14 protein-coding genes and 1 pseudogene are annotated in these 19,672 nt (G+C 76.2%); 11 read left to right on the top strand and 4 right to left on the bottom strand.

The features are described from left to right. Positions 1–399: 399 nt before the first annotated feature. The gene (locus P3H78_RS10160) at positions 400–2,370 is read right to left on the bottom strand and encodes an elongation factor G (RefSeq protein WP_276108542.1); all 1,971 of its coding nucleotides are present in this window, start codon (positions 2,368–2,370) and stop codon (positions 400–402) included. Positions 2,371–2,903: 533 nt separating this feature from the next. On the opposite strand from P3H78_RS10160, the gene P3H78_RS10155 reads away from it, so the two are divergent. The 3 genes from P3H78_RS10155 to P3H78_RS10145 all read left to right on the top strand — a co-directional run bounded on the left by P3H78_RS10155 (position 2,904) and on the right by P3H78_RS10145 (position 5,138). Further along, entirely contained in the window at positions 2,904–4,010 is a 1,107-nt protein-coding gene (locus tag P3H78_RS10155) for an XdhC family protein (protein WP_276108541.1), read from the top strand. A 28-nt stretch (positions 4,011–4,038) separates the two neighbouring features. Beyond that, positions 4,039–4,224 (top strand): hypothetical protein, encoded by a 186-nt coding sequence (locus P3H78_RS10150; RefSeq protein WP_276108540.1) that lies wholly within the window; start codon positions 4,039–4,041, stop codon positions 4,222–4,224. 419 nt (positions 4,225–4,643) lie between these two features. Further along, entirely contained in the window at positions 4,644–5,138 is a 495-nt protein-coding gene (locus tag P3H78_RS10145; protein ID WP_276108539.1) for an HIT family protein, read from the top strand. A 71-nt stretch (positions 5,139–5,209) separates the two neighbouring features. Here P3H78_RS10145 and P3H78_RS10140 read toward each other — a convergent pair whose 3' ends face one another. After that, positions 5,210–5,710: a metallophosphoesterase family protein gene (locus P3H78_RS10140; RefSeq protein WP_276108538.1), complete on the bottom strand. Its 501-nt coding sequence runs from the start codon at positions 5,708–5,710 to the stop codon at positions 5,210–5,212. Positions 5,711–5,830: 120 nt separating this feature from the next. On the opposite strand from P3H78_RS10140, the gene P3H78_RS10135 reads away from it, so the two are divergent. The 4 genes from P3H78_RS10135 to P3H78_RS10120 are packed head-to-tail and all read left to right on the top strand — an operon-like array spanning position 5,831 to position 9,543. Continuing rightward, on the top strand, positions 5,831–6,292 hold the full coding sequence (locus tag P3H78_RS10135; protein WP_276108537.1) for a MarR family winged helix-turn-helix transcriptional regulator: 462 nt from the start codon (positions 5,831–5,833) through the stop codon (positions 6,290–6,292). Next, complete coding sequence (locus tag P3H78_RS10130) at positions 6,292–7,695, top strand: MFS transporter (protein ID WP_276108536.1); 1,404 nt, start codon at positions 6,292–6,294, stop codon at positions 7,693–7,695. Before P3H78_RS10135 ends, P3H78_RS10130 begins: the two co-directional genes overlap by 1 nt. 7 nt (positions 7,696–7,702) lie before the next feature. Then, positions 7,703–8,284, top strand: coding sequence for an isochorismatase family protein (locus P3H78_RS10125; RefSeq protein WP_276108535.1), 582 nt, complete (start codon positions 7,703–7,705; stop codon positions 8,282–8,284). Positions 8,285–8,325: 41 nt separating this feature from the next. Next, the gene (locus P3H78_RS10120) at positions 8,326–9,543 is read left to right on the top strand and encodes an MFS transporter (RefSeq protein ID WP_276108534.1); all 1,218 of its coding nucleotides are present in this window, start codon (positions 8,326–8,328) and stop codon (positions 9,541–9,543) included. A 53-nt stretch (positions 9,544–9,596) separates the two neighbouring features. On the opposite strand, the gene P3H78_RS10115 is transcribed toward P3H78_RS10120, so the two are convergent. Together P3H78_RS10115 and P3H78_RS10110 are read right to left on the bottom strand one after the other, a co-directional pair. Next, positions 9,597–9,890, bottom strand: a complete 294-nt coding sequence (locus P3H78_RS10115) for a hypothetical protein (protein WP_276108533.1) — start codon at positions 9,888–9,890, stop codon at positions 9,597–9,599. Between the two features lie 113 nt (positions 9,891–10,003). Continuing rightward, a complete protein-coding gene (locus P3H78_RS10110) occupies positions 10,004–12,454 on the bottom strand; it encodes a SpoIIE family protein phosphatase (RefSeq protein ID WP_276108532.1) in 2,451 nt (816 codons plus the stop codon). A 186-nt stretch (positions 12,455–12,640) separates the two neighbouring features. Between P3H78_RS10110 and lanKC the strand changes: the two genes are divergently transcribed. From lanKC to P3H78_RS10090, 4 genes and pseudogenes are all read left to right on the top strand, one after another. Continuing rightward, positions 12,641–15,304, top strand: a complete 2,664-nt coding sequence (lanKC, locus tag P3H78_RS10105) for a class III lanthionine synthetase LanKC (RefSeq protein WP_276108531.1) — start codon at positions 12,641–12,643, stop codon at positions 15,302–15,304. A gap of 55 nt (positions 15,305–15,359) precedes the next feature. Then, the gene (locus P3H78_RS10100) at positions 15,360–15,473 is read left to right on the top strand and encodes a SapB/AmfS family lanthipeptide (RefSeq protein ID WP_276108530.1); all 114 of its coding nucleotides are present in this window, start codon (positions 15,360–15,362) and stop codon (positions 15,471–15,473) included. A 95-nt stretch (positions 15,474–15,568) separates the two neighbouring features. Next, positions 15,569–17,488 carry an ABC transporter transmembrane domain-containing protein gene (locus P3H78_RS10095; protein ID WP_276108529.1) on the top strand — a complete coding sequence of 640 codons (1,920 nt, stop codon included), beginning with the start codon at positions 15,569–15,571 and terminating at the stop codon, positions 17,486–17,488. Between the two features lie 863 nt (positions 17,489–18,351). Further along, positions 18,352–19,509, top strand: a pseudogene (locus P3H78_RS10090) (ATP-binding cassette domain-containing protein); the annotation flags it as partial. Positions 19,510–19,672 lie beyond the last annotated feature (163 nt).

The following is a 19,672-nucleotide window of genomic DNA, read 5'->3' as shown; positions in this document are numbered from 1 at the left end:
AAGGCGCCTCCTCCCTATTCAGTAAGTCACTGTGAATGTGCGCGTGTTCACTTCTCCCGGCACCTTTCCGGCGTTCGCCCGGCCTGACCTCCGGGGTCCGCGCCGACACCCCCCTCCGCAGAGAGGAGAGCAGTCGTGCCTCCCTCCAGAACCGGGCTCCTGTGCTCCGCGGCCGCCACCCTGGCCCTGGCCCTCACCGCCGTCACACCGGCCGGCGCCGCCCCCTCCGGCGCACGGGGCTGCGCGAGGTGCTGTTCGTGGGCGACCACCCGCAGCGTGTCCGCCTCGGCCGTGTACCGGCGGACTGGACGGGCGCGTCAGCGAACTGACATTCCGTCAACAACGGCCCCGGTGCGCTCCGGGTCGCTCCCGGGCGCGCACGGGCAGGAGGTCGCCCGCTCAACCACCCACCCGGCGGGACACGTTGAGCAGGTACTCCTTACGGTCGACGGGGTTGAGGTCGGTGCGCGGACGCTCGGGGGGTGTGCCGCCCGGGACCGCGGCATAGTGGTCGAAGGCGGTCTCCAGCTCGCCCTCGCCCCGGGTGAGGCCCGGCAGCCGCTGCTCCAGTGCGTGCACCCGGGCCGCGGGGACCGTGCCGTGCAGGACGCAGGCGGATCCGTGGGTGCGGGTCGACTGCGGCACCGCCCGCAGCGCGGCCAGCGCCGGCAGCAACCCGCCCAGGGTGTCCGCCGGGGCCTCGACGCGGAAGCGGTGCAGGGGTTCGTGGACGCGGGTGCCCGCCCGGCGCAGCGCCTCGATCAGGACCAGCGGGGTGAGGCCGCGGAAGTCCGCCCCGGTGCTCGACATGCTCTTGTCGAAGCCCTGGTGGGCGTGGCTCTGGCGGGGCGAGTAGCCGGAGTGCGTCATGGTCACGGTGCAGTCGGGCACCTGCCAGCCGTACAGGCCCTGGGCGAGGGTCTCCCGCACGGTGTCCTCGACGGCCTTGAAGAAGGCGTACGGCATGGAGCCCAGCTCCACCTCCACACGGAAGCCGACGCCGGCGCCGGCCGGAGCCGGCTCGAGGCGCAGGCCGACCGTGGCGAGGAAGGGGTTGCCGTCCTTCTTGTTGAACTCGACGGCGGCACCGGTGCCCGCCGGCCGCTCGATGCACAGCGCGGTGGTCTCCCGGAAGGCGACCGCGAGGCCGAACGCGTCGGCGAGCGTGGCCTGCAGGACCTCCTTCTGCACCTCGCCGTAGAGCGACACCGAGGTCTCCCGGCGCACGGGGTCGTGGCGCAGGGCGATCAGTGGGTCCTGTTCGGCGAGCAGGGTCAGGGCGAGGTGCAGTTCGCGGCGTCCGGTACCCGGTGCCGGGACGACGACGGTCTCCAGGGTGGGCGGCGCGAAGGCGTGCTCGCGGGGTGCGACGGGTGCGCCGACGGCGTCGCCGACGCGGACGCCGGTGAGCCCCCACAGCTTGGCGATCCGGCCCGCGGGCGCGGCGTCGGCTCGGACGTCGGTGCCGTGGTCGAACACGCTGAGCGCGGTGATCCGGTGCTCGGCGCGGCCGGGACCGACGGGCACCCGGTCGCGGATGCGGAGGGTGCCGGCGAGGACGCGCGCGTAGGCGACCTTCTCCCCCGCCGGGCCCCGTTCGACCTTGAAGACGGTGGCGGAGGAAGGGGCGCCGGGGTCGCCGGCGGCCGCGGGCAGCAGGTCGCGGATGCCGTCGGCGAGGGCGTCGACGCCCGCGCCGGTCATGGCGGAGCCGAAGTACACCGGGTGGACGCGGCACGTCCGGGTCTGGGCGGCGAGGGCCGCGGGCAGGCGGTCCGCGGGGTCGGCGCCCGCGACGTAGGCGGCGAGCAGGTCGTCGTCCTGGTCGGCGAGGACGTCGAGGACCGCCGGCCCGAGGCCGGGCACGAAGCGGGCACCGGGGGTGCCGGGCGCGTGGGCGTCCCCCATCGGCACGACGGCGGCGCCGAGCCGGTCGGACAGGTCGCGCAGCAGCGCCTCGCCACGAGCCCCGCGCCGGTCGATCTTGTTGACGAAGACGAGGGTCGGGATGCGCAGCCGCCGCAGGGTGCGCATCAGGACGCGGGTCTGCGCCTGCACGCCCTCCACCGCGGAGACCACGAGGACGGCTCCGTCGAGCACACCGAGCACCCGCTCGACCTCGGCGATGAAGTCGGGGTGCCCGGGGGTGTCGACGAGGTTGACGGTGACGTCGCCGAGCGGGAAGGAGACGACGGCGGACTTGATGGTGATGCCGCGCTGCCGCTCCAGCGCGAGGGTGTCGGTCTGCGTGCTGCCGGCGTCGACGCTGCCGATCTCGTCGATCACTCCGGCGGCGTGCAGCAGCCGCTCGGTGAGACTGGTCTTACCGGCGTCGACGTGGGCGAGGATTCCGAGGTTGAGCAGATGCACGGGGCGTCATGTCCTTGGGCGTGGAAGGGATGCCGGTCGGGAGGGACATGAACGGTGCGCGCACGGGAGCTCCTCGCTGGGTGACGACGGGTGCGGGCAGTGCAGCAGAGCGGGACGCACCACGGCAATGGATTAACGCTCAACAAGAGGGGTCCGCAGCGCTCGCCGGCCGCCTGGAGCGGACCTAGAGTGACTTGCGTCATGAGCGGCCGCGGATGCCGCCTCGCATGGACGCCTTCGTCGCAGGGCGCAGCCCGGCCGCGCCGGTGAGCCCGACGGCGGGGCCCGGGGACGCGGGAGCGGCGGAGACGGCCGCCGCGGGGAGGCGGATTCCCGTACGGCTCCCGGTGCCGGGGCCTTCGGGGAGGCGCGGGCCGGTCCGGCTCCCCGGGTGGGGGCGGACTCCCGTACGGCCGCCGGCGCGGGGGCGGGATCCGGTACTCCCCTGCGGCGGGAGGTCCGGAGGGCTCCCACCGCAGGGTCCCCGACCGGTGCGGGATTCGCCGCCGGTGCCGAGAGGAAGGGAGCGGAGCGTGCGTGACATTCTCCGGGTGCTCGAGGGCTGGTACGCGGCGGACGTGCCGTTCGGTCTGGCGACCGTCGTCTCGGTCAGCCGCAGCGCGCCGCGCGACCCCGGGGCGGCGATGGCCGTGGGTCCGGACGACGAGGTCGTGGGCAGTGTGAGCGGCGGCTGCGTGGAGGGCGCGGTCTTCGACCTCGCCCGGGAGGTGGCGGCCGACGGCGAGCCGCGCCTGGCGACCTTCGGCTACAGCGACGAGGACGCGTTCGCGGTGGGGCTCACCTGCGGCGGCGAGATCACGGTGCTGGTCCGGCCCGTCACGGCCGCGGCCGACCCGGCCTTCGGGGCCGTGGCCGCCTCGGTCGCCGCGGGCGAGCCGGTGACCGCGGCCACCGTGGTCGACGGACCCGCGCCGCGCGGCGCGACGCTGGCGGTGTGGCCGGAGCGGGTCGGGGGCACGCTCGGCGCGCCGGGCCTGGACGTGGCGGTCACCGCCGACGCCCGCGGCGAACTCGCGCTCGGCGCCACGGGCCTGCGGCACTACGGGCCGCACGGCGAGCGGCGGGAGGACGCCGTGACGGTGTTCCTGCACTCCTTCGCGCCGCCGCCGCGGATGCTGGTGTTCGGCGCGATCGACTACGCCGCCGCGGTGGCCCGGATCGGCGCCTTCCTCGGCTACCGGGTCACGGTGTGCGACGCCCGGCCGGTGTTCGCCACGCCGCAGCGGTTCCCGGCGGGCGTCGAGGTCGTCGTGGACTGGCCGCACCGGTACCTGCAGGGCACCCGGACCGACGAGCGCACCGTGATCTGCGTCCTCACCCACGACCCCAAGTTCGACGTGCCGCTTCTGGAGGAGGCGCTGCGCCGGCCGGCGGCCTACATCGGGGCGATGGGCAGCCGCCGTACCCACGACGACCGCAGGAAGCGGCTGGTCGAGAGCGGGCTGGACGCGGCCGAACTGTCCCGGCTGCGCTCGCCTCTCGGCCTCGACCTCGGAGCACGTACCCCGGAGGAGGTGGCCGTGTCGGTCGCCGCCGAGATCGTCGCGCTGCGCTGGGGCGGCAGCGGAGCGCCGCTGACCGGGACCGCCGGAGCCATCCACGCGGGCGGCTCCGCCTGAGTGCCCGCACGAGGGCCGGGAGGAAGACATGGAGATGCACCACGAGTTCACCGCGCCGGGCGGTGTGGCGGCGCCGTGGACGGCCGAGCCGGAGCCGCTCAGCCTGCTGCGCACCGCCGGCCTTCCCGTCGCCAGGCGGGCCGCGGTGGCCGCCGGGGCGGTGGCCCTGATGGCCCTGCTGATCGCGGGGGTGCGCCGCATCCGCCACCACTGACCGGCACCGCCCGGCCGTTCGATCAAGGCTCCCATCAGGCAGAACGTCCGAGAGGGGCGACTTTGCCAGGCATTTACCGAAAAAGGTGGTGTGGAGTCGTGGAGGCAGGGGTACGCGCGCCTGCAACGGATGAGGCGGGTATCGCCTCCGCAGCACATGTGCCGCACATTCTCCCGCTGGAAGGAGGTCCGTGACAGCGCACACTCGCAGCGTCCGGGCCGCTTTCGCGCACGGAGCGGCTCGGAGCGCCTCCAGCGACCGAGAAAGGGAAGAGTGACCCCGGGGCGGCCCCCAGCGGGCCGCCCTTCCTTGTGTCCCGGGGCACCGCCTGGGCACCGTCCGGCGGATCAGGTGGCGGCCGGGGGGGCTGGTGCAACCCCGCGCGGAGAGGTGTGCAGGTGCCCGCGGATCGACAGCCGATGGATTCTGAGGCATACGTGGAGCGGACCCGGAGCGGGCCGTGCTTCGTGTGTGCGTTCCTGGCCGGGAACCCGGACTACCCGCATGCCACGGTTTTCGAGGACCCCGATCACGTGGCGTTCCTGGACCGGTGGCCCACGGTGCCGGGCAAGGTCCTGGTCGCACCGAAGGCGCACGTCGAGCACGTCGTGCGCGACCTGGACGAGGCGGCCTACGGCCGGCTCATGCTGTTCGTCCGGGAGATCGCCCTCGCCGTCGAGGCCGTCCTCGAGCCGGAGCGCACCTACCTGTACTCGCTCGGCAGCCAGCAGGGCAACGCGCATCTGCACTGGCACGTCGCCGCTCTGCCGGCCGGCGTCCCCTGTTCCGAGCAGCAGTTCCACACCCTGATGACGGAGAACGGTGTCCTGGCGCTGCCGCCGGACGAGGCGGCCTCGATGGCCGCACGTCTGCGCGAGGCGGTCCTCGCCCGGGGCGTCCTCGCGGGTGACTGACCAGTCCGCCGGGCAGTGCCCGGGCCCTGCATCCCACGCCCCGGGACCACGATCCATCTCTGGTTCCCGGCCTAACGCTGCGGCAGCCGGTGCAGTTCCACGTCGGTGAGGTGGCCGTCGGTGAGGGTCGCCGTCAGGTAGGTGCAGTGCGGCTGTCGGCGGCGGTCCGTCGGGGAGCCCGGGTTGAGCAGGCGCAGACCGGAGGGGGCGACGGTGTCCCAGGGGATGTGGCTGTGGCCGAAGACCAGTACGTCGAGGTCCGGGAAGCGGGCGGCGCAGCGCGCCTCGCGGCCCTGCGCGGCCCCCGTCTCGTGGACCACCCCGAAGCGCACGCCGTCCAGCTCGGCGCGGGCCACCTCCGGGAGCCGGGCCCGCAGCTCGGGGCCGTCGTTGTTGCCGTGGACGCCGACCAGCCGGCGGCTGCGCCGCTCCAGCAGGTCGAGGGTGGCGGCGTCGACCCAGTCCCCCGCGTGGAACACCACGTCGGCGCGCGGAATCTCGACCAGGAGCTGTGGGGGCAACTCCTTGGCGCGCCGGGGCAGATGGGTGTCGGACATCAGCAGCAGGCGCATCCGCCCAGCGTACGGCGGCACGTCGCGCCGCGCCCCCGGCCTGGCTCCATGCCCCTATGTTCAGGCTGGACTGTTCAGTCGGGACTGGACAGTCCAGCCTGATGGTCCTACGGTGGCGCCATGGAGCAGCAGCCCACCGAGGTGCCCGAGGGCATCTCCGCCTCCGCGGCCCGTGCCGCACGCGACCTGCGTGTGGCCTTCAGCCGGCTGCGGCGCCGGATCCGCGAGGTCGGACAGGACGAGGGACTCACCCCGTCGCAGGTGTCGGCCCTGACCCTGATCGGCAAGCACGGGGCGGCCACGGCGAGCGCGCTGGCGTCCGCCGAGGGCGTCCGGCCGCAGTCGATGGCGGCCACGCTCGCCGCCCTCGACCGGCACGGCCTCATCCGGCGCAGTCCCGACCCGGCCGACGGACGGCGGCAGCTCGTCACCCTGACCGAGGCGGGCCGCGGGCGCATCGAGGACGACCGGCAGGTCCGCGAGGAGTGGCTGGCCCGCGCCCTGACCGACCGGTACACCGAGGACGAGCGGCAGACGCTCATCACCGCCTTCGCCCTGCTGGAACGGCTGTCCGAGCAGTGATGTCCAGGCTTGCCGGCCTCGTGCGCGGGGACCGGCACCGCGGGGCCGCCGCGCCCGCCGGGTTCGACCGGCGGCTGATCGCGCCGCTGGCGCTGGGGTCCGTCCTCAACCCGATCAACTCCTCGATGATCGCCGTGGCGCTGGTCCCCATCGGCCTCGCCTTCGGCGCTCCCCCGGCACGGACGGTCTGGCTGGTGACGGCGCTCTATCTGGCCACCGCCGTCGGCCAGCCCGTGGTCGGACGGCTCGTGGACATGTACGGGCCCCGCCCGCTCTATCTGACGGGCACCGCGCTGGTCGGCGTGGCCGGGCTGCTGGGCGCGTTCGCGCCGACGCTCGGCGCGCTGATCGGGGCGCGGGTCCTGCTCGGCTTCGGGACCTCGGCCGCGTATCCGGCGGCGATGCAGCTCACCCGCCGCGAGGCCGAGCGGACGGGGCAGGACAGTCCCGCGGGCGTGCTGACCGTGCTCGCCGTCGCCAACCAGACGGTGTCCGTGGTCGGCCCCGCCCTCGGCGGCCTGCTGATCGGCCTCGGCGGCTGGCGCGCCGTGTTCACGGTGAACGTGCCACTGTCGGCGGCCTGCCTGGTCCTCGGCTTCCTGCGGCTGCCGCGGGACGCCCGCCCGGCCGGTGCGCGGCGCCCGGTCGACCTGCCCGGCATGGCGCTGTTCGCGGCGACGCTGCTGTCACTGATGGTCTTCCTGATGGACCCGCGGCCGGACCGCTGGTACCTGCCCCTGCTCTGCGCGGCGGCGGCCGGCGCCTTCGCCGCCCGGGAACTGCGCACCGCCGAGCCGTTCATCGACCTGCGCGTGCTCGGCGGCAACCTGCCGCTGCTCGCCACGTACCTGCGCCAACTGCTCGCCTTCACCACCTCGTACGCCTTCCTGTACGGCTACACGCAGTGGCTGGAGCAGGGCCGCGGGCTCGGCGCCTCCACCGCCGGCCTGGTGCTGCTGCCGCTGTCGGCGAGCGCGCTCGCCGTCTCCGGGCTCACCGGGCGCCGCGAGGCGGTGCGGGCGAAGCTGCTCGTCGGCGCGGCCGTGCAGATCGCCGCGTGCTCGGCGCTGCTGCTGCTCGGCTCCGGCACGCCCGTGTGGGTGCTGCTGGCGGCCGGGGTGGTGATGGGCGTCCCGCAGGGGCTGCTCGGCCTGGCCACCCAGAACGCGCTGTACCGGCAGGCCGATCCCGCGCGGATCGCCTCGGCCGCCGGGCTGCTGCGCACCTTCATGTACCTCGGCGCGCTGAGCGCCTCCGCGGCCACCGCGGCGTTCTTCCCCCACCGCGCCGACACGGCCGGGCTGCGCGGCCTGGCCCTGTTCATGCTCGCCGGATCGGCACTGCTGCTGGCGAGCGTCCTGCCCGACCGGTCCCTCCGTACGATCACCCCCCGAAAGGCCTGACACCCCCATGGCACTCACCGCCCTCGACCCCCGTACCGCCCTCGTCGTGATCGACCTGCAGGCCGGGATCGTCGCCGCGCCGACCGCGCCGCACCCCGGTGCCGACGTGCTCGCCCGCAGTGCGGAGATCGCCGACGCCTTCCGGGCCCGCGACCTGCCCGTCGTCCTGGTCCGGGTGTCCTTCGCCCCCGACTTCGCCGACGTCCCGCCCGGCCGCACCGAGGCGGCCGGCGGCGGCGCCCGCCCCGACGGCTGGGACGTGATCGTCCCCGAGCTGTCCGGTCACGACGGCGACATCACCGTCACCAAGCACAACTGGGGCGCCTTCCACGGCACCGACCTCGACGTGCAGCTGCGACGCCGCGGGGTGACGCAGATCGTGCTGACCGGCATCGCCACCTCCATCGGCGTGGAGTCCACCGCCCGGGCCGCGCATGAGCACGGCTACCACGTCTCCCTGGTCGCCGACGCCATGACGGACCTGGACGGCGAGGCGCACCGCAACAGCATCGAGCGGATCTTCCCGCGCCTCGGCGAGACCGGCACCACCGCCGAACTCCTCGAACTGCTGGCGAAGACGCACGGCTGACCCGTATCGCACGCCCCTCCCCGGGGCCCACACTGTCCGACGTGGAAACGGCACCGGAGACGGGGGCGGCGCCACGGCCCATGAGGCCGTGGCGCTTCGTGGTGTGGTTCGGCACGGTCAGCCTGCTGGCGGACTTCGTCTACGAAGGTGCCCGCTCGGTCACGGGTCCGCTGCTGTCCTCGCTGGGCGCCTCGGCGCTCGTGGTCGGGGCGGTGACCGGGGCGGGCGAGGCGGCGGCGCTGGGCCTGCGCCTGGTGTCCGGCCCGCTGGCCGACCGGACCGGCCGCTTCTGGGCGCTGGCCATCGCCGGGTACGCCCTCACCGTGGTGTCGGTGCCGCTGCTCGGCGTCGCCGGGACCCTGGGCGCGGCGTGCGTGCTGGTGGTGGCCGAACGGGTGGGCAAGGCGGTGCGGTCACCGGCGAAGGACACCCTGTTGTCGCACGCCGCCGCCGCGACGGGACGGGGTCGCGGCTTCGCCGTGCACGAGGCGCTGGACCAGATCGGCGCCCTGATCGGGCCGCTCACCGTGGCGGGCGTCCTCGCCGTGACGGGCGGCGACTACGGGCCCGCCCTCGGCGTGCTCGCCGCGCCCGGGGTCGCGGTGCTCGCGCTGCTGGCCTGGCTGCGGGTACGCGTCCCGGACCCCCGGGAGTACGAGGTCGGCGCCGGCCCCTCCGCCCCCGTCGCCGCGGCGGCCCCTGCCCCGGGCCGGCTGCCGGGGGTGTTCTGGTGGTACGCCGCGTTCACCGCGGCCACGACGGCCGGCTTCGCCACCTTCGGTGTGCTCTCCTACCACCTGGTCACCCGTCATCTGCTCGCACCGGCCTGGGTGCCCGTGCTGTACGCGGCCGCCATGGCCGTGGACGCGCTCGCCGCGCTCGCCACCGGATGGCTCTACGACCGGTACGGCACCGCGGTCCTGGTGGCGCTGCCGCTGCTGACCGCGGCCGTCCCGGTCCTCGCCTTCGCCGGCACGGTCGCGGTGGCGGCGGCCGGGGCCCTGGTGTGGGGCGCCGCGACCGGCGTGCAGGAGTCGACGCTGCGCGCCACGGTCGCCGACCTGGTGCCGGCCGGCCGGCGGGCGACCGCCTACGGCGTGTTCGCCGGGGTGGTGGGTGCGGCGAGCCTCGCGGGAGGCACCCTCACCGGCGCCCTCTACGACGTGTCCGTTCCCGCGCTGATCGCGCTGGTGGCGGGCTGCCAGGTGATCGCCCTGGTCCTGCTGGGCGTCACCCGGTCCCGGCGCGGCCCCGCCTGACCGCGGCCGCCGCGCGACGCCCGCCGGTCCGCACCGCACCGCACCGCACCCGCCTACACCTCGTCGGGTGCCTGCATCGCGCCGCCGGTGCCGGCCGCCCGCTCGACCTCCTCCTCCACCTCCGTGCGCTGCCGACCCGCCTCGCCCGCGTACTCGTTCACCGCGGCCTGCAGGTCACGGGCGAGGTCGCGCCAGGCCCGCCAGGCCGTCTCGTAGGTCTCGGTCTGCGTCCCGGTCCACCGCTCCTGCGCCGGCGGGCCGTAGTCGCCCCGCAGCCGGACGACCCGGTCGTGCGCCGCCGCGGCCGCGCGCTGCTTCTCCACGAGTTCTTCGAAGGTGTGTGACACAGCCCAGGACCCTAAGCAGGCGGGCCCGGCGCCGCGGTTGCGACCTGCCGGGACGGCCGCACGGCGCACCCGTGTGGCGGGACGGCCCCGGCCGCCGCGGGCCGGCGGCCGGATCAGTGGTCCAGCACGATCTCGCTCCACACCTGCTTGCCGCCGCCGAGCGGCAGGGAGCCCCAGGCCGCCGACATCGCCTCGACCAGGAGGATGCCGCGCCCGCCGGTGGCCTCCCAGCCGATGCTCGTCGGCTTCACCGGGGTGCGGGGCGATCCGTCGGCGACGGCGACGCGCAGGCGGTGGTTGACGAGGACGAGGTCCAGGCGGACCTGCCCCTCGGTGTGCACGAGGGCGTTGGTGACCAGCTCGGAGACGATGAGCAGCACGGCGTCGCCCTGGTCGGCGACGCCCCAGGAGCGCAGGGTGCGCCGGGTGAAGCGGCGTGCGTGCCGGACCGCCTCGGGCACCCGCCACACCGTCCAGCTCTCCCGCAGCGGGCGCACGGCCATGCCGTCGTAGCGCATGAGGAGCAGCGCGATGTCGTCGCTGCGGCGGGCGCCCGCGAGCAGGGCGTCGGCGACCAGGCCGAGATGAGCGGGGTCCGCTCCGGCCAGGGCGCGGCCGAGCCGGTCCATGCCGTCGTCGATGTCGGTTCCGGGGGCCTCCACCAGGCCGTCGGTGGTCAGCGCGAGGACCGTGCCGGGCTGGAAGCGCAGCGGCGTCATCGGGAACGCCGCCTGCTGCACCACCCCGAGCGGGGGTCCGCCCTCGCCCTCGACGACCTCGACGGTGCCGTCCGGGTGGCGCAGCACCGGCGGCAGGTGACCGGCGCGGACGCACCAGGCGGAACCGGCCTCCATGTCCACGTCGACGTAGGCGCAGGTGGCGAAGAGGTCCGTCCCCATCTCCAGCAGCAGCCGGTTGGAGTGCGAGACCACCACGTCCGGGGGGTGGCCCTCGGCGGCGTAGGCGCGCAAGGCGGTGCGCATCTGGCCCATCAGCGTGGCGGCACCGGCGCTGTGGCCCTGCACGTCGCCGATGACGAGGGCGACGTGATGGTCGGGCAGCGGGATCACGTCGTACCAGTCGCCGCCGACCTCCAGTCCCGCGGTGGCGGGCAGATAGCGGGCCACGGCCTCGGCGCCGGGCAGCTTCGGCAGGCGGCGCGGCAGCAGGGTGCGCTGGAGCATGCCGACGAGTTCGTGCTCGGCGTCGAAGGCGTGCGCGCGCATCAGGGCCTGCCCGGCGAGGGTGGCCGAGGCGGTCAGCAGGGCCCGCTCGTCGGATCCGAAGTCGTGCGGGGCGTCCCAGCCGATCAGGCAGGCGCCGGCCATCCGGCTGCCGCCGGGCAGCGGCAGCACGGCGAGACCGCCGGGGCCGACGTCGGCGAGGGCAGGCTCCAGCGCGGTTCCGGCCGGCCAGATCTGGGCGCGGCCCTCCCGGAGGGCGGCGGCGAGGGTGGGCATGGCCCGCACCGGCGCGTCCGGCCATTCGCTGCGCCACTCCAGCCGCCACAGCTCGGGCCAGGACTCCGGGTCGGGCGGGTCGAGGACGGTCACGACCAGGCGGTCGTTCTCCAGTTCGGCGAGGGCGATCCGGTCGGCCCGCAGCGGCTTGCGCAGGGCGGCGACGACGGCCTGGCTGACGTCCCGCACGGTGCCTGCGATGGCGAGGGTGGCGGCGAGCCGCTGCACGCGGGCGACGTCGGTGACGCCGGACCGCGCCGCGGAGGCGTCGGCGAGGGTGCCGGTCAACCGGGCGGGCCGGCCCTCGCCGCCGGCCAGCAGGCGCCCGCGCAGCCGCACCCAGCGGGGCGGCCCGGTCGGCTGGAGGATGCGGAACTCCAGCTCGCGCTCGCCGATGGACATGTGGTCGGCCTCCACCACCGACATCAGCGACGGCAGGTCGTCGGGGACGGTGAGCGACAGCAGGGTCTCGACCTTGCCGTCGAAGGCGGCGCGGCCCAGGCCGAACAGGCCGAGGATGCCGTCGCCGACGTCGACCCGCCCGGAGTCCATGGCCAGGCTGAAGGCATGCGGCGGAAGGTCCCCGGCGTCGGCGGTCTCGGCGGGCGCCGGGCAGGCCACGGCCGCGGCGATCAGCTCCAGGCAGGCGCGGTCCTCGGAGTCGAAGCCGCCGGGGCTCTCGGTGACCGCGAGCAGGCAGCCGCTGCCGCCGGGCAGCGGGAGCACGGCCAGACAGACGTCGCCGGCGGGCATCCGGCGGGCGTCGGCGCACCCGGCGAGCTCCTCCGGGCCGAGCCAGACGGGGCGGCCGGTGCGCAGCGCCCCGGAGGCCGGGGCGCTGCCCTCGATCGGGTAGGAGTCGCGCAGCCCGTACAGGCTGCGCGGCACCCCGGCGGACTCGCACAGGCACAGCAGCTCGCCGCGATCGCCGCCGGTGGCGTAGACGGCGGCGAAGGCGGAGCCGGAGAAGACGAGGGCCTGTTCCAGGACGCGGCGCGCCCGGTCGGGGGAGGACGGTCCGGACGTGATCGATCCGAGGGCAAGTTCGGCACGCAGCGTTCGCGTTCTGCGTGTCGTAGCGCCCTCTCTGACCACGTTGGACATTACAGCGCGTATCGGCCGCCCGCGCAGCCCCTGCGACGGGTTCGCCGGGCGCCAGGGGCCGTCCGTCGAACAGCGCCGAACACATCTTGACACGTGCGTTCCGCACGCCGCTCTGGTGACAGGCGTGACTGTCGGCGCCCCGTGCCCGGCTGGAAGGCTCGGTGCCGACCAGGGAGGGGAGCCCACATGGACCAGCGGTACGAGGTGTACGCCCTCGCCGACCGGCACTTCTACGACACGCCGGAGCGGCTGTCGGGGAGCGGGCCCGACGCCACGCCGCTGTACGACACCGCCCGGCGCCCGGTGCCCGAGGGCTGGGACGCGGCGCGGATCGGCGACTGGCTCACGCTCACCCCGCTCGGCCCCGACCGGCGGCCCGTCCCCGGACCCTCGCAGGGCTGGAAGATCCACGCCTCGGCCACCGCGGCGAACGCCGGGCGGATCGCCACGATCGTGTGGGACTACTGCGTGCCCCGCCGCATCCCCTTCAAGTTCGTGCCCGGGCCCCAGCTGCTGCACCTGCGGAACACGAAGTACGCGGCCCGCGACGGCAGCGGCAAGTTCGTCACCGTCTACCCGGCCGGCGAGGAGCAGCTGCACACGGTGCTGCGCGAACTGGGCGCGCTGCTGGAAGGCTTCGAGGGGCCGTACATCCTCACCGACCTGCGCTGGGGCGACGGCCCGCTCTACGTCCGCTACGGCGCGTTCGCGCGGACCTTCGTGGTCGACGAGCGCGGCACGCTGGTCCCGGCGGTGCACGACGGCGAGGGGCGGCCGGTGCCCGACCGGAGGGCACCGTCCTTCCAGGTCCCCGAGTGGGTGACGCTGCCGTCCTTCCTGGCACCGCACCTCGCCGCCCGCAACACCACCACGGTCGGCGAGCTGCCGTACCGGATCGAGAAGGCGCTGCACTTCTCCAACGGCGGCGGGGTGTACGCGGGCACCGACACCCGTGACGGGCGCCGGGTGGTGCTGAAGGAGGGCCGGCCGCACGCGGGGCTGGCCGCGGACGGCGCGGACGCGATCACCCGCCTGGAGCGGGAGAAGGAGGCGCTGGAGCGGGTGGCGGGCACCGGGGTCGTCCCCGAGGTGCGCGACTGGTTCACGCTCGGCGACCACCGCTTCCTGGTCATGGACTTCGTGGAGGGGCGCCCGCTGAACTCCTACTTCGGCGAGCGCCACCCCCTGCTGACACCGGACCCGGACCCCGACGCGGTCGCCTCGTACACGGCGTGGGCGCTGCGCATCCACCGGGAGGTGGAGCGGGCCGTGGAGGCGGTGCACGCCCGCGGGATCGTCTTCAACGACCTGCACGTCTTCAACATCATGGTCACGCCGGACGAGCAGTCGGTGCGCCTCATCGACTTCGAGGCGGCGGCTCCGGTGGAGGAGCGCGGCCGGCAGGTCGTCGCCCACCCCGGCTTCTTCGCCCCGCCGGACCGCCGCGGCGCCGACGTCGACCGCTACGCCCTGGCCTGCCTGCGGCTGGCGCTGTTCCTGCCGGTCACCACGCTGTTCGTGGTCGACCGCGGCCACGCCGCCCACCTCGCGGACGTGATCGCCGGGCAGTTCCCGGACGTCCCGCGGGAGTTCCTCGACGAGGCGGTCGCCGAGATCACCCGCGACGCCTCCGTCCCCGTGGCGCCCGGGGCCCAGGACACCTCCGGCTCCTCGGCGGCCCGGGTGCGCACGACGGCACCGCGGGCGGCCGCGGCCTCCCTGGTGGACCCGGCGGACTGGCCCTTCAGCCGGGACTCGATGGTCAAGGCCCTCCTCGCCTCGGCCACCCCCGAGCGCGACGACCGGCTCTTCCCCGGCGACATCGCGCAGTTCTCCGACGGCGGCGGCCTCGGTCTCGCGCACGGCGCGGCCGGGGTGCTGCACGCGCTGGCGGCCACCGGTGCCGAGCGGTACGAGGAGGGCGAGCGGTGGCTCCTTGCGCACACCGCGCCGCCGCCGGCGGGCACCCCGCTCGGCCTGTACGACGGCCTGGCGGGCGTGGCCCACGTCCTGGACGGGCTGGGGCACCGGCAGCGGGCCCTGGACCTCGTCGACGGGATCCTGAAGGAGCGCTGGCAGAAGCTGTCCTCCGACCTGCACGGCGGCCTCGCCGGGCTGGGGCTGGTCCTCGACGCGCTGGCCCGCAGCACCGGGGAGGGGGAGCTGCGGGAGCGCTCGGCCGAGGCTGCGCGGCTGCTGGTGGAACGGCTCGGCGAACCCGTCCCCGACACGGCACGGCCGCGCGCCGGACTGATGCGCGGGGCGAGCGGTCCGGCCCTGTTCCTGATCCGCCGGTACGAGGCGACCGGCGAGCGGGAGCTGCTGGACGCGGCCGCCGTCGCCCTGCGCCGGGACCTGGACCGGTGCGTCGTGCAGAAGAACGGCGGCGGTCTGGAGGTCGACGAGGGCTGGCGGACCCTGCCGTACCTGGGCGACGGCAGCGCGGGCGTCGGCATGGTCCTCGACGACTACCTCGCGCACGCCGCCGACGAGCGGTTCGAGCGGGCCCGCGACGCCGTCCTCACCGCCGCCACCTCGCGCTTCTACGCGCAGCCCGGGCTCCTCCAGGGCCGCGCCGGGATGATCCTCCATCTCGCCCGCACCACCGCGCCCGGCGCGACCGGGCCCCGGCTCGCCGAACAGGTCGGCGCCCTCGGCTGGTACGCGATGGCGTACGAGGGCCAGCTGGCCTTCCCCGGACACCAGATGATGCGGCTCTCCATGGACCTCGCCACCGGCACGGCCGGGTGCCTGCTCGCCCTCGCGGCGGCACTCGACGCCGGGGCCGGGGCCGGACTGCCCTTCCTCCCGCCGCTCCCGCGGCCCCACGAACGCGGCTCCGCAATCTGACGGAGTCGTGACACCACCCCGTCCCCATCAAGGGAATCAACGGAAAGGACCTGACATGGCCCTGCTCGACCTGCAGACGATGGAGTCCGACGAGAACCACGGCGGCGGCGCCAGCACCGCGAGCCTGCTGTCCTGCATCAGTGCGGCGAGCGTTCTGCTCTGTCTCTGACGATCTCCGCCGATTCCGGCCCCGGGCGGTCCCTCCCCGTGCGGGAGGGGCCGCCCGCGGTCCGTTCCACCGAAGGATTGCGAGGCGGCAGGCGTATGACGACCCCCTCCGGCACCCGCACCGGGGCACGGAGCGGCCCGGCGCCCCGCCCGCAGGGCCCGGACTCGGGCCCGTCCCGGACCACGGACGGCACCCGCCCGGACCACGGGCTGCTCCGCTCCGCCGTCCGGTACGGCGCGGCCCGCTGCGTCGCGCTGAGCCTGGTGAGCACCGCGGCGACCGGCGCCGGACTCCTGCTGCCGGCGGTGCTCGGCCACACCCTCGACCTGCTCCTCGCCCACACCCCGGCCGCCCGCTGGACCCTGTACTGCGCGGGACTCGTCCTGCTGCTCGTGGTCCTCGACGCCGCCGGGGCGGTGCTGGAGGGCACCGTCCAGGCCGGTGCCACCGCGTGGCTGCGCGGGCGGCTGACCGGGCACGTGCTGGCGCTCGGCCCGCGCGCCACGGCGCGCTTCGGCTCCGGGGACCTCGTCGCCCGGCTGGTCGGCTCCGCCGCGCAGGCCGGCTCGGCGCCCGCGGCCGTCGCCGCGTCGGTCGCGGCCCTCGCCGGTCCCGTCGGCGGGGTGGTCGCCCTCGGCCTGGTCGACCCGTGGCTCGTCGTCGTGTTCCTGGCCGGGGCGCCCGTACTCGCCCTGGTCCTGCGCGCCTTCGCTCGGGACTCCTCCGACTGCGCCGCCCGCTACCAGGAGGTCCAGGGGCGGATCGCGGCGGCACTCGCCGAGGCCGTCGCCGGATCCCGCACCGTCGCAGCGGCGGGCACCGCGGACCGCGAGACGGCGCGGATCCTGCGCCCGCTGCCCGAACTGTCCCGCGCCGGACACCGGATGTGGCGGGCGCAGGGCCGCGCCGCCGCCCGCACGGTCGCCGTCGGGCCGCTGCTCCAGCTCGCCGTCGTCGCCGTCGCGGGACTGCTGCTGACCCGGCACCGGCTGACCGTCGGCGAAGTGCTCGCCGCGTCCCGGTACGCGGTGCTGGCCACCGGTGTCGGCGTGCTGGTCGGGCAGCTCTCGGCCCTGGTCCGGGCCCGGGCGGCGGCCGCACGCCTGAGTGAGGTCCTCGAGGAGCCCGCCCCGGCCCACGGCACCCGCCGGCTGCCCGCCGGGCCGGGACGGCTCGAGCTGCGCTCGGTGACCGCGCGGCGCGGCGGGCAGACCGTGCTCGCCGGCATCGACCTGGAGGTGCCCGGCGGGACCTCCCTCGCGGTGGTCGGCCGGTCGGGTTCGGGCAAGTCGCTGCTCGCCGCGCTGGCCGGGCGCCTGGCCGATCCGGACGCCGGGGAGGTGCTGCTGGACGGGGTGCCGCTGCGCGAACTCGCCCACGACGAGCTGCGGGGCGCGGTCTCCTACGCCTTCGAGCGGCCGGTCCTGCTCGGGACGACCGTCGGGGACGCGATCGGCTTCGGGCTCACCGCCCCCTCCCCCGCCCGGGTCCGCGAGGCGGCCCGCACGGCCCGCGCGGACGCCTTCGTCCGCCGCCTCCCCGACGGCTACGGCACCGCCTGCGCCGACGCGCCCCGGTCCGGCGGGGAGACCCAGCGCCTCGGCCTGGCCCGCGCGTTCGCCCGCGGGGGGCGCCTACTGGTGCTCGACGACGCCCTGTCCAGCCTCGACACGGTGACGGAGCACCACATCGCCCGCGCCCTGACGTCGGGCGGATCCGCCACGACCCGCCTGCTGGTCGCCCACCGCGCCGCCACCGCGGCCCGCGCCGACACGGTGGCCTGGCTGGACGCCGGCCGCATCCGGGCACTGGGCCCGCACCGGGAGCTGTGGCGTGACCCCGCGTACCGCCGGATCTTCGCCGACCCACCGGAGAGCGCACCGCCCCCTCCCACCGGGACGAACACCACCGCACCGCCCTCTCCCCCGAACGGCGCCCCCACCGGGCCCGCGCCCGGCAGCGGGACTGCGACCGCCCCGCCGTCGGACCGCACGACCGGGAAGGAGCGACCGTGACCACGACCGGACGGCGACCGGAGGACACCGACACCGCGGCGGGAACGGCGCGTGCCGCGGGGCACGGGGACCCGACGGGGGGCGCGGGACCCGGCGGTACGGGACCCGGCGTCGCGGACCGCGTCGTGGGACCCGGCGTCGCGGACCGCGTCGCGGGCCTCGGTGTCCCGGAGGGCGGCACGGAGGCCGGAGGCGCGGGAGGCGCCACCGTGACCGACGGCGCCGGACGGCTCGCGGAGCCCGGGGATCCGGACGGCGGCCTGCGCCCCGGCGGCGGGCACGGTGTCCCGGGGCCGCGGGGCGCGGAGGCCCCGTCGGGCCGTGGCGGCCCGGAAACCGCCGCGCGGCCCGAGGGCACGCAGGGCACCGATGGCCCCGGGGACGCACGGGACACGGCGCGGGCCGGGGAAGCGGAGGGCTGTGCGGCACGCTGCGGCGCGGAGCGCGTCGAGGGACCCGGCGCAGGCGGGGGTGCCGGGGCCGTCGGGGCGGTGTGGGGGCGCGGGCTGCGCTTTCTGCGGGGGCGGTGGCCGGTGCTGGTGCGGCTCGGGGGATGGTCGCTGCTGGAGGCCGCCCAGGCGTTCCTGCTGGGCTGGGCCGTGGCGCGGGCCCTGGACGCCGGGTTCCTCGCCGGGCGCCCGCGGACCGGGCTGGCCTGGCTGGCGGCGGCCGGGCTCGGCGCACTGGCCGGGGCGTACGGGACGGGACGGGTGTACGCGGCGGTCGCCGCGCTGGTGGAGCCGCTCCGGGACCGTCTGGTGCGGCACGTGGCCGCGCGCGGGGTGCGGGAGGCGGACGCGGGCGCACTGTCCGGGCTCACCCAGCAGGTGGAGATCGCCCGGGACACCTTCGCCGGTCTGGTGATGGTCTCGCGTTCCTTCGTGTTCACGGCGGCCGGCGCGCTGCTCGGCCTGTTCTCGCTGGCCCCCCTCCTGCTGGTGGTCGTGGTGCCGCCGCTCGCCGCGGGCGTCGGCCTGTTCGCGGCCACCCTGCGGCCACTGGCCCGGCGGCAGGAGGTCTACCTCGCCGCCGACGAGGCACTGGCCGGCCGGCTGGGCGAGGTGTGCCCGGGCCTGCGGGACGTCACCACGGCCGGCGCCGAGGCGCGGGTCGCCGCCGAGCTCGGCGCGGCCGTGGCGGCGGAGCGGGACGCGGCGCGCTCCCTGGCCCGGTGGTCGGTGGTGCGCGTCGCCGCTCTGGCGCTCGGCGGGCACCTGCCGGTCGTGCTGCTGCTCGCCGCCGCCCCGTGGCTGCTGGCGCACGGGGTCACCGCGGGCGCGCTGGTGGGCGCCCTGGCCTATGTGTCCGGGTCGCTGCTGCCCGCGCTGCAGAGCCTCGTGCACGGTCTCGGCACCAGCGGCGCCCGGCTCACGGTCGTACTGCGCCGCCTGGCCCCGCCGGGCGCGGCGCACGCGGAGCGGACGCCGGAGGAGGACCCGGCGGACGGTCCCGGGCCCGCCGGCTCCCCGGCCCCGGGTCCCGGCGGGCTCGCCCGCCCCGGCCGGGAATCGGTCGGGCCCGCCGCCCCCCTCCACGGACCGGCGGAACCCGCCGCGCCCTCCGGGGCGACCGGCGGGCACGCCCGGGACGTCGCCGCGCTCTCCCTGACCGGTGTCGCCTTCGCCTACGGACCGCACAGCGAGCCGGTGCTGCGCGGTCTCGACCTGGTGCTGCCGCCCGGTGGGCACCTGGCGGTGGTCGGGCCGAGCGGGATCGGCAAGTCGACGCTCACCGCACTGGCCGCCGGACTGCTCGTCCCGGACCGGGGCGGAATCACGGTGGCCGGCCTGCCCGTCGGCTCCGGCCCGGCCCGCGCGCGACGGGTGCTGATCCCGCAGGAGGCGTACGTGTTCACCGGCTCCCTCGGCGAGAACCTCACCCATCTGCGCCCCGGCCCGGTGGCGGACCGGGAGCTGCTCGCGGCCGCCGACGCGGTCGGCCTGACCCCGCTGCTGGAGGCGCTCGGCGGACTCGGGGGCCGGGTGGAGCCGGCGGCGCTCTCGGCGGGCGAGCGGCAGCTGGTCGCGCTGACCCGGGCCTATCTGTCCCCGGCCCCGCTCGCCCTGCTCGACGAGGCGACCTGCCATCTGGACCCGGACGCGGAGGCCCGGGCGGAGCGGGCGTTCGCCGCCCGGCCGGGCGGGTCGCTGGTCGTGGTGGCGCACCGGATCAGCTCCGCGCGCC

It is taken from the genome of Streptomyces tropicalis, from assembly GCF_029269835.1.
Classification (GTDB): domain Bacteria; phylum Actinomycetota; class Actinomycetes; order Streptomycetales; family Streptomycetaceae; genus Streptomyces; species Streptomyces tropicalis.
The sequence above is the reverse complement of the archived record's forward strand: the minus strand, read 5'-3'. Positions and strand labels throughout refer to the sequence as shown.